The organism is Streptomyces sp. NRRL F-5122 (genome assembly GCF_001507435.1).
Classification (GTDB): domain Bacteria; phylum Actinomycetota; class Actinomycetes; order Streptomycetales; family Streptomycetaceae; genus Streptomyces; species Streptomyces lannensis.
Map to the genome: position 1 here is coordinate 1 of NZ_LMWH01000051.1, position 2,694 is coordinate 2,694.

The following is a 2,694-nucleotide window of genomic DNA, read 5'->3' on the forward strand; positions in this document are numbered from 1 at the left end:
CGGCATCGACCTGCGGCGGTACCGCGGCAACGACCGCGACTACTGGCGCTGGGACAGGTACCGCAACCGCTGCGACCGGCACTCGGGCTGGGACCTGGGGCGCTACCGAGGCGGGCTCTACGGCCTGTACTCCTACGGGTGGGACTGCTGCCGCTTCTGACCCAACAGCGCATCCACCTTCCATGAAGCCGCGTCGCCCGCCGTCGAATTCCGCCGACGGCGGGCGACGCGTGTTTCCCCACAAAAAGCAGAAGACGGGCCGCGAGCCCGCCAACCCCCACCAGACAACCCGGCCCACAGCCGGTACTCAGTCGTCGTCGGACAGCCTATAGACCGTCAAAGCCGCACCGTCGACCACCACACGCGCACCTGCACGCCCCGCCCGCAAACGCGGAATAGCCCGGCCTACGGCACGCAACTCGGCCTCACCAAGAACAGCCGAAGCCGCCTGCACCATATCCAGCAGCGCCTGCTCCGGCACACCCCGATGCCCGTTCCCGGACAGCAAAATCACCGGCTCACCCGTACTGCCACGCACGACAGCAGTCACCGAGGCACCCTGCACAATGAGCATCCGCCGCCCCTCTCCCCGGCACGGACAACCAACTCACCGATCCTGGCACGCCCACACAAAGACCCCCGCACTCCCCCACGCCTTTGGGCGTGTTGACGGCCATCAACCAAGAAAAACCCCGAAAACCCGGGCGCATGCCATAGCCACCTCGCTTCGGCCCCACCCGTCTGCGAGTGACCCAGGCAGGTGTCCCGTCCGGCACGATGACGGTGCGGTACGGGGGCTGCAGCAGGCGCGGGGCTCGCCCTGGCCGCGGCGTGGGTGACGCATTCCTCACGGGCCCCGGCCGGACAGGACTGGACCGGCACCTCCACCCGGGACGATCGTGGGCGACATGAACGATCACCACGCGGCGCCCGTCGATCCCGCCGCCTTCTCAGAGCCCGTCCTCGCCCCCCGTGCCTCCCGCAGCGCCGGGTCGCCGAGGCCGGACCGAGCCACGGGTGCCGGCCCGGCCATCTGGGAGGGGACCTCGGGTGAGGAGGTCCAAGAAGTCCGCCGTTTCTGGCAGGGGCTCGGCCTTCCCGGTCTGGTCGACGTCCACACGCACTTCATGCCCGAACGCGTCCTGCACAAGGTCTGGGACTACTTCGACGCGCAAGGACCCCTGACCGGCGGACTCGCATGGCCGATCACCTACCGCGCGCAGGAGGCCGAACGCGCCGCCCTACTGCGGGAATTCGGCGTCAGGGCCTTCACCGCCATGCTCTACCCGCACAAGCCCGGAATGGCCCAATGGCTGAACGGATGGGCCGCCGACTTCGCCCGCCGTACCCCAGATGTCCTGCACACCGCCACACTCTTCGCCGAACCGGGCGTCGACGCCTATGTCCGCGAAGCTCTCGACGCAGGCGCCCGCGTATTTAAAGCACACGTACAGGTCGGAGGCTACGACCCGGCCGACGAACTTCTCGACCAGGCCTGGGGAACATTGGCCGATGCAAAGGTCCCCGTCGTGATCCACTGCGGCTCCGGGCCCGCACCCGGCACTCATACCGGCGCCGGGCCGATCGCTCACGTGCTCGCCAGGCATCCGCAACTGCGGTTGATCATCGCGCACCTCGGCATGCCCGAATACGAAGACTTCCTCGACCTCGCCGAACACTACGAACAGGTACGGCTCGACACGACGATGGTATTCACCGACTTCACCGAGACGTTCATGCCGTTCCCCCGCCGGGCCCTACCCCGCCTCGCCCAACTCGGCGACCGCATCCTCCTGGGCACCGACTTCCCCAACATCCCCTACCCGTACCCGCACCAACTCCGCGCCCTGGAACGGCTGGACCTCGGACCCGCCTGGCTACGAGCGGTATGCCACGACAACGCCACCACCCTGTTCGGCCTCTGAGAGTCGAACACGCCACATCCCGTGAGCCGGAAACCGGGGCCAGGCAACCCCGGCCGCAACAGCCCCTAACTCGCCTGCTCCAAATGCGGCAACGGCGCCCACCCTCATCTGTGGTCGACCGTACACATCCACATCGCTCCGTTCCCTGCCGCACAACGCGTCGACGCCCGAGCACGCCTTGCCCGACGTCGCCGCCCGGCACGGAGCCCTAACCCTGACCCAAGCGCCGCACAACCGCTCCCTGCGGCTCGCCGGCAGCACCGTCGCTCATCGGGACGACGGGCAGCTCAACCCTGACCACCACCACACCGGTGAGCCGGGGAGTCGATCCGTCACCCGCAGAGCAACCGCTCACCCCACGGGCCGCCGGCTGCGGCAACCGCGCGCCGACCGGCAGCCCGTGAAAGGGGCCGCGGCACCCTCAGATGTCAATCTCAGGCCCAACGGCGACCGTTGAACGCCACACGGCCTCGAGGAATGACGGCCTTCGTGCCCGGAAACCACCAGTCACGACGGCTACGGCCGCACGGCACACCGGCACCCGGCTCCCTCACACCGGCCATCCACTGCACCGGCGGACGGTACTTACCCCCCGGCCCCGAAAGACAGAGGACACCGAGGGGTGGCGCGCCCCTAAGCCGTACGCCCCCGACTCACCCCAGAGCGACCACCCCCCAGTCCCCTGCCGAGTCCAGTTCCTTCTGCAACTGGATCGCCTGGGTGATGCTCCCGCCGAGCGTCTTGCGGATGATGGGATCGGTGATCCCCC

General features: G+C 68.6%; 2 protein-coding genes. One reads left to right on the plus strand and one right to left on the minus strand.

Annotated features, from left to right (window positions below):
• Nucleotides 1–307 precede the first annotated feature (307 nt).
• Nucleotides 308–574 (minus strand): hypothetical protein, encoded by a 267-nt coding sequence (locus tag ADL25_RS08950; protein ID WP_059127134.1) that lies wholly within the window; start codon nucleotides 572–574, stop codon nucleotides 308–310.
• A gap of 334 nt (nucleotides 575–908) precedes the next feature.
• Here ADL25_RS08950 and ADL25_RS08955 point away from each other — a divergent pair, with 334 nt between their 5' ends.
• Nucleotides 909–1,925, plus strand: a complete 1,017-nt coding sequence (locus ADL25_RS08955; RefSeq protein WP_079050256.1) for an amidohydrolase family protein — start codon at nucleotides 909–911, stop codon at nucleotides 1,923–1,925.
• Nucleotides 1,926–2,694: the final 769 nt, after the last annotated feature.

What these genes read in the sequence shown, in the direction of transcription:
- ADL25_RS08950 (WP_059127134.1), bottom strand. Translation starts at nt 574, where the DNA reads ATGCTCATTGTGCAGGGTGCCTCGGTGACTGCTGTCGTGCGTGGCAGT.
- ADL25_RS08955 (WP_079050256.1), top strand. Translation starts at nt 909, where the DNA reads ATGAACGATCACCACGCGGCGCCCGTCGATCCCGCCGCCTTCTCAGAG.